Origin of the sequence: Corallococcus llansteffanensis (assembly GCF_003612055.1) — a bacterium.
GTDB lineage: Bacteria > Myxococcota > Myxococcia > Myxococcales > Myxococcaceae > Corallococcus > Corallococcus llansteffanensis.
The window spans coordinates 1-7,852 of sequence record NZ_RAWB01000468.1; the positions used below are offsets into that span (position 1 = coordinate 1).

5 protein-coding genes are annotated in these 7,852 nt (G+C 67.0%); all 5 read left to right on the forward strand.

What is annotated here, in order from left to right; translation table 11 throughout:
• Positions 1-368, forward strand: a 368-nt coding sequence (locus D7V93_RS32165) for an MlaE family ABC transporter permease (RefSeq protein ID WP_147451451.1), incomplete at its 5' end; no start/stop codon positions are given.
• Positions 365-1,108, forward strand: a complete 744-nt coding sequence (locus tag D7V93_RS32170; protein WP_120647019.1) for an ATP-binding cassette domain-containing protein — start codon at positions 365-367, stop codon at positions 1,106-1,108. The genes D7V93_RS32165 and D7V93_RS32170, both read left to right, overlap by 4 nt.
• Complete coding sequence (locus D7V93_RS32175; protein WP_120647020.1) at positions 1,101-2,111, forward strand: MlaD family protein; 1,011 nt, start codon at positions 1,101-1,103, stop codon at positions 2,109-2,111. The genes D7V93_RS32170 and D7V93_RS32175 overlap by 8 nt, the downstream gene beginning before the upstream one ends.
• Before the next feature lie 201 nt (positions 2,112-2,312).
• Positions 2,313-6,986, forward strand: a complete 4,674-nt coding sequence (locus D7V93_RS32180; protein ID WP_120647021.1) for an RHS repeat domain-containing protein — start codon at positions 2,313-2,315, stop codon at positions 6,984-6,986.
• A gap of 168 nt (positions 6,987-7,154) precedes the next feature.
• Positions 7,155-7,730, forward strand: a complete 576-nt coding sequence (locus D7V93_RS32185; protein ID WP_120647022.1) for a hypothetical protein — start codon at positions 7,155-7,157, stop codon at positions 7,728-7,730.
• Positions 7,731-7,852 lie beyond the last annotated feature (122 nt).

The following is a 7,852-nucleotide window of genomic DNA, read 5'->3' on the forward strand; positions in this document are numbered from 1 at the left end:
ACCCCTACGCGGACCTGGTAGCCCCAAGGGTGCTGGCGGGGGTGGTGGGCGTGCCGCTCCTGTGCGTGCTGGGAACGGTGGCGGCGACGCTGTCCGCGGCGGGGGTGGCAAGTGTGGCGTTCGACATCGACGGGCGGGCGTTCATGGACGCCAGGTACGTGGATGGCTGGGACCTGCTGGTGGCGGCGCTGAAGTCGGTGGGCTGCGGGCTCTACATCCCGCTCGCGGCAGCGGTGGCGGGACTCAAGGCGAGAGGCGGCGCCGAAGCAGTGGGTCAGGCCACGACGGAAGGCGTGGTCGCGGCGAGTCTCGGGTGTCTGTTGATTGACCTGACGGTGTCGCTTGCGTTCCAGTTCGTGCGCCTGTGAATGACACCGGACCGGACACGCTGCGCTTCGAGGACGTGGCGATCGCCTTCGAGCCGGGCCGCCGCGTGTTGGACGGCCTGAGCGCGGAGGTGTCCACGCGGGAGCTGACGTTCATCGCGGGGGCGAGCGGTTCCGGAAAGAGCGTGCTGTGCCGACTGGCCGTGGGCCTGCTGCGGCCCGAAGCCGGCAAGGTGACGCTGTTCGGAGAGCGGGTGGACACGCAGCCCGAGCGGACGCTGGTGGGAGTTCGCCGTCGGGCGCCGTACCTGGTGCAGGGGCCCGCGCTGCTGGACTGGAGGACGCTGCGGGAGAACGTGCGCCTCGCGGACCCGACCGCCCCGGACGAAGCGGTGGCGACGGCGCTGGAGCAGGTGGGCCTGAAGGAGTGGGCGGACCGGATGCCGCCGGAGCTGGGGCCGGGAGCGAAGAAAAGGGCAGCCATCGCGAGGGCGCTGGTGCTCAAGCCGCGCTACCTGCTGTTGGACGAGCCAACGACGGGGCTGGACCGGAGGGCGGCGATGCAGGTGGAGGCGGTGCTGGCGTCGCTGAAGGAGCAGGGCCTGGGAGCGCTGGTGGTGTCACACGACTACCGGCAGTTGAGAGAGATTGCGGACCGCGTGTTGGTGGTGGCGAAGGGACGCTGTGCCTTCCTGGGGACACCGGAGGGCTTCCTCAAGTCCCCTGCCCCGGAGCTGCGGACCCTGACGGCGCCGTTCATGGAGGGTGCGACGGATGGATGAGCAACGGCTGGAGTTGAAGGTGGGAGCGCTGGTGCTCGCGTCGGTGGTCGGCGTGCTGGTGTTGCTCTGGTTGATGGGTGAGCTGACGCTGGGCCGGGGCTCCAAGCTGGCGGTGGACTTCGCCCACACGGGCAACGTGGTGCAGGGCGCCCCGGTGAAGCTGGGCGGCGTGCAGGTGGGCAAGGTGGACGCCATCCACCTGTTGCCGGAGCGCAGGGACGCGAAGGGAATCCCCCTGCCCGTCCGCATGGACCTGTCGGTCGAACCCGCGGCCCGGGGTGCGTTGCGCAAGGATGCCCGGGTGACGGTGGGGACGGTGGGCCTGCTGGGCGAGCCGTATCTGGAGCTGAACCCAGGCAATGCGGAGGCCGCCTTGCCTGAGTCCGAGGCCCTGCGAGGCGTGGACGCGCCGCGCCTGGACCTGCTGTCGGAACAGCTCTCCAAGTTCGTGACGCTGCTGTCGGAGATGCTGGAGAAGGACCCGGAGTTGGTGACGGGCCTCGCGGCGAATGTCTCGCGTCTGGCGAAGACGCTGGATGAGGTGCTGCGCGAGAACAAGGGTGACGTGAAGGTGCTGGCGTCGGAGCTGGCGGCGGCGTCCAGGGACTTGAGGCAGCTGTCGCAGCTGGCCAAGGAGTCGCTCCAGCCCGGGGGCAAGGGAGCCCGCCTCCTGGACGATGCCTCGGCCGTGGCGGCCGTGATGCGAAAGGACCTGCCGGGCCTGACGAAGTCCGCCGGAACGACCCTGGAGGGACTGGCGGCGGTAACAGGCCCCCTGACGGCCGAGGACGGGCAGCAGGTGAAGGTAGCGCTCCAGCGGTTCACGGCAGCGGCAGGCCAGTTGGAGCAGATCGCCGCGAAGGCGGACCGGGTCCTTGGGAGGCTGGACGCGGGCGAAGGTACGGGAGGCGCCCTGCTCAAGGATCCGGCGCTCTATGACGAACTGCGCACCCTGGTCACGGACCTGCGCAAGCATCCGTGGAAGGTGCTCTGGAAGGACTGAGGGAAGCCTTCATGAAGCCGAGGGGCGACCCCTGAATCGGCTTTGCCCAGCAGCCTGCAGATTCTCTGCATCATTCTCCTCCTGATGGGCTCATCACCCCATGGGGGCTGATGCATGTCCGCGTATCGATTGTTGTGCGTGCTGTTCCATTCGTATCGGGGGGCATTGCGTTCCCAGCCCTCGCGTGGTGCCGTCGGGGCCATGGTCGCCCTCTGCGCGGCCGTGGCTCAGGCACAGACCACGACCTACGCCGAGCTGTCGAAGGCCGTGAAGGCCCCCGACGCGGTCGCCACCATCGGCACCCACCTGTTTGGTGACCAGCTCAACCTCTACAGTGGGCGGCTGGAGTTCACCCAGACCGACGTCAGCCTTCCTGGCAACAGCAAGCTGCCGGTGGCCGTCGGGCGCAGGTTGATCGCCAACGTGCCCGGGGTGAGCGCGCGGCCCTTTGGCAGGTGGCTGATGGACATCCCAAACATCCACGGCATGTTCTCCAGCAGGGATGGCTGGAAGGCCGCCAACGGTACGGTTGCGCGCTGCAACAGCTTTGGCGCGCCGCCGCCGTCCCTGGGCGCCAACAACTCCGGCCACTGGGATGCAGAGGAGTTCTGGCAGGGGAATTCCCTCTATGTTCCCGGCGAAGGGGAACAGCAGTTGCTGCGGCGCAGCCCGGACAACACCCTCGCGCCAGGCCCCGTCGACAGCTACCCCATCGTCACCAGCAGGTTCTGGTCGGCCAGTTGCCTGCCGACCCTGGCCAACAGCGCCACCCTGGGCGAAGGCTTCCTGGTCGTCTCCCCCGACGGGACGAAGTACCGCTTCGACCAGCTCGTGACCTACAGGGAGCAGGGACTGACCAAGCCCTCCGGCTCAGGCTTCGCCTCTGGCGAAAACTTCCTGGACCGCAAGGAGGTCTGGCTGCTGCCGACGCTGATCACCGACCGCTTCGGCAACACGGTGCAGTACACCTACGACCCGGCCAACCCCGAGAACGTCACGATGATCAGCGCCAGCGACGGGCGCGTCCTCCGGCTGTCCTATGGCCATGCCAGCAGCCCCAAGGTGATCACCTCCGTCACGGACGGCATCCGCACCTGGTCCTACAGCTATCGCGCCACGAACCAGGGAGTGCCGGACCTGAACCAGGTGACCCTGCCGGATGGGACGATCTGGCAGTTCGGCGGCACGGATCCGCTGTTCCAGGAGCTCCTCTACCTGGGCGGCCCCGACTGCGAGTACCCGGCGAACCTCAATCCCTACGTCGTCACCGGCACCATGCGCCACCCGTCGGGCGCGAGCGGCAGCTTCACGCTGACGCCCACCACGCATGGCCGCTCGAACGTGGACAAGCAATGCAGGATGTACCCCGACGGGAGCACGTTCGCGCTCGCGCCTCGCTACTTCTACAGCTATGCGCTGACCCAGAAGACCCTCACGGGCCCGGGCATGGCGGGCATGACCTGGACCTATGACTATGGCCCGACCAACGCCAGCTGGTCGCCCTGCGGCGCGGGCTGCCCGTCCACCAAGACCGTGACGGTGAACGACCCCCGCGGGGACCGGACGCTGTACACCTTCGGCAACAGCTACAACGTCTCGGAAGGCCAGCTGCAGCGGGTCGACACCGGCTGGAACGGCAGCACCGCCCTGAGCACCCGGACCCTGCATTACCGCGCGCCGGACGCCGGTCCCTACCCCTCGCGCGCTGGCGCCGGCAGCTACGCCCTGGGCGACGGCGACCTGCTCGCTCGCCACATGCCGGTCGACCAGCAGACCGTGACCCAGCAGGGCGTGACGTTCCAGTGGACCGCGAACAGCTTCGACACGCTCGTGCGGCCCACGTCGGTGACCCGCGCCAGCAGCCTGGGCTACAGCCGCACGGAGACGACGACCTACAGCGACAACCCGGGCAAGTGGGTGCTGGGACAGATCGCCACCGTGACCGAGAACAGCACCGGCAAGGTGATGGAGTCGAACACCTACGACGCGACCACCGCGGCGCTGACGACGGTCAGCCGGTTCGGCGCGCTGGACCAGACGCTGACGTATTACCCGGATGGCACGCTGGCCAGCCGCAAGGACGGCGGGAACTTCACGACCACGTATTCGAACTACAGGGCTGGCCTGCCGCAGAACACCAGCCATCCGACGGGCGCGAGCGAGAGCACGGTCATCAACGGCATCGGGCAGATCACATCCACGACCAACGCGGCGGGCTTTACGACCCGCTACGGCTACGACGCGATGGGCAGGCTCAACCTCATCACGCCCCCCACCGGCGACACGGTGGCCTGGAACACCACTTCGATGGTGCTGGAGCCCGTCGGCGCCGTTGAATACGGCCTGCCCGCCGGGCACTGGCGCCAGACGGTGTCGACAGGCAATGCGCGCACGATCACCTATCTGGACGCCTTGTTGCGTCCGCTGCTGACGCGCACGTTCGACGCCGCCAACGAGGCGGACACGCGCCGCATGGTCCTGCGCCGCTTCGACTTCAATGGCAAGCCGACCTTCGAGTCCTACGCGCAGCGCGGCATCACCGACGTCAACGAGAATCCCGCCGGCACCAGCACCGCCTACGATGCGCTGGGCCGCGTCACCAGCGTCAGCGTGGCGAGCGAGCTGGGCAGCCTGACCACCTCCACCCAGTACCTGGGCGGCTTCATGCGCAGGGTGACCAATGCGCGCAACCTGGTGACCGACACCCGCTTCTGGGCGCTGGACGACCCCTCGGAGCAGGCGCCAGCCACCATCGTCCAGCCGTATGGCCTGACGACGACGTTCACGCGCAACGTGTTCGGGCAGACGACGGCCTTCACGCGAGGGGTCGACGGCGTCTTCTCCACGCGCACCTACACGTATGACGCCAACCAGCGCCTGTGCAAGACGATCGAGCCCGAGACCGGCGCCACCGTGCAGGCCTACGATGCGGCGGGCAACGTCGCCTGGCGCGCCACCGGGCTCTCCTTGCCGTCGCCGGGCAGCTGCGACAGCGCCAGCGTCCCGGCGGCCCGGAAGGTCTCGTACGGCTACGATGCCTTGAACCGGGTGACCAGCACGCTCTTCGGCGACGCCAGCCCGTCCATCACGCAGACCTATACGGCTGACGGCCTGCCGCTGACGAACACGTCCAACGGCGCTGTCTGGACCAACACCTACAACCGCCGGCGGCTGCTGGAAGAAGAACGCCTCACCTACGGCGGCAAGACGTACTTCATCAACCGCGCCTACGACGCCAACGCCTCGCTGGCCAGGCTGACCTACCCAGACACGGCCCGCACGGCCATCACCTACAGCCCCAACGCCCTGGGTGAACCGACCCTGGTGAGCAACTACGCCAGCTCCATCACCTATCACCCCAACGGAGCCATCGCCGGGTTCGTCTACGCCAACGGGCTGGTCCACACGATGACGCAGAACACGCGCGGCCTGCCCCGCCAGATCAGCGACACCAGCGTGCTCAACGACGTCTACAGCTACGACGAGAACGGCAGCGTCATCGGCATCGCCGACCTGCAGCAGGGGCTGAGCACCCGCACCATGTCCTACGACGCGCTCGACCGCCTCTACAGCGTCAGTGCGCCGGGCCTGTGGGGCACGGTCACGTACAGCAACGACGCGCTCGACAACGTCGTCTCGACGGTCGTCACCGCCGGCGCCACGGCGCGCACCAGCACGCACGACATCGACTATGTGCGCAACCGCTTGAGCAACATCAGCAGCAATGCCGCGCCGTACAGCCTCGGCTACGGCTACGACAGCAACGGCAACATCACGCAGCGCGGCGGGCAGGCCTATGTGTTCGACCTGGCCAACCGCATGACGTCCGCTACCGGGAAGGCGACCTATGCGTACGACGGTCGTGGCCGGCGCATCCAGATCGTCAAGACCGATGGCAGCAACCAGACCCAGCTCCAGCTCTACACGCAGGACGGGCAGTTGCTGTACGGAACCACGACGGTGGGAGCCTCCGCGCCCGTGGAGAGCAGGTATGTGTACCTGAGCGGCACGCTCCTGGCCGACATCGGCGTGTCCTACGTGCACACCGACGGCCTGGGCAGCGTGGTGGCGCGGACGGACTCGGCGCGCACGATCCAGAACCGCACCTTCTACGAGCCGTATGGCCTGACGCAGTCCGGGGCGCAGCCGACGATTGGCTTCGCGGGGCACGTGAACGACAGCGCGACCGGCCTGACGTACATGCAGCAACGGTACTATGACCCGGTGGCGGGGCGGTTCCTGAGCATCGACCCGGTGACGACGGACGCGAACACGGGCGGCAACTTCAACCGCTACAGCTACGCGAACAACAGCCCGTACAAATACATCGACCCCGACGGGCGTTTCGTGCGCTCCATTGAGGTGTGTCGCGGCAAATGCGTTGGGATTTCCGTGGGCTACAACGTCGCCAGCGGTGAATGGGCTGTCGTCGCGAACTATGGCTCCGGGCTCGGTGGCGGACTCAGCACGGATCTCCGGCCCGACGAGAATGGTCGCGCGAACGCCACCCATTCGAGCCAGGGAAACGGTGTCGTCGTGAACGCCTACGCGAAGTTCGCCGTGGAGGTCCCGACACGGGACGGCACCCTTTCCTATGGAGGAAAGGCCACGGCGGGATTGGACGTCCTGAAAGGCAAGGGATTCGCGCATCCGCTTTCGCTCGAATCCCATGAGGAGGGCATCGGCCCTGGCGGCGGGGGGCGCCCGAAAGTGTCGGCCAGCATTGGCGTCGAAGCGGGCGTGTACGGCAATGCGAAGGATGGACTGGGGACCCTCAAGGATACATATGACGGGGCCAGGCAAAGCCTCCTGAACGGCGCAGGCCAGCTGCTGCGAATGATGGAGCCGAAGCCACCTGACGACCTGGCGCGATGAGCGGGGGACGGAAGCGCCCCCGGAGGACGTCTAGAATCTCTGCATCATCTTCCGCCTCGTCGGCTCATTGTTCCAGCGGGTCCTGCTCAGCCCACGCAATGGACTCGGGACGCGCCGAATACCCACCCCTCATGTCGCACCCTGCCCCAAAGGCAGCGGAGATCGAAAATGAAGAATCTCATTGTAACCATGTTTGCCCTGATGATGGGGCTCATTTCCATGGAAGCCAATGCCCAAACACTCCAGGCCAATCAAGCCCTGATGGCTGGCCAGCAGCTCTACTCCTCGAATGGGAGGTACAAGCTCGTCATGCAGGCCAGTGATGGGAACCTGGTCGTGTATCGCGTCAATGACAATGTCGCGATTTGGGCCACCCATGCCCTCGGTGGCACGGCCGCGGTCATGCAGCAGGATCGTAACTTTGTCGTCTATGGGGACATCAACAATGCCGCCAGCTGGCGCTGGGCCTCCCAGACAGGCGCCCCTGTCGTGGACACCGGCACCTATCTTCAGGTGGGGGATGATGGCGCCTTGACGATCTACTCTGGCGCTGGGCAGAAGGTCTGGGGCACGCGCTCGGACCCGGCTGCGCTTTGCCCTCCCGGCTCCACCAAGTCAACGTATGCGATCTGCATGTTCGCCAACTCGCCCAATCCGATTGGTGTGAACGGTCAATTCTACTGCCTGGCTGAGGCCCAGCAGTTCGCGCAATCGTCCAGCGGCTTCGTTGGGTACTGCTTCTAGGTACCCCGGCACATAGGTCTTGAAGGGTTCAGGCAGCGGCGGCTGCTGCCTGGGCCCGAGGGCACGTTCGCCCAAGCCTGGTGCGGGCGCCCTTGAACCCTCGGAACAGCCAGGCCCTGCCC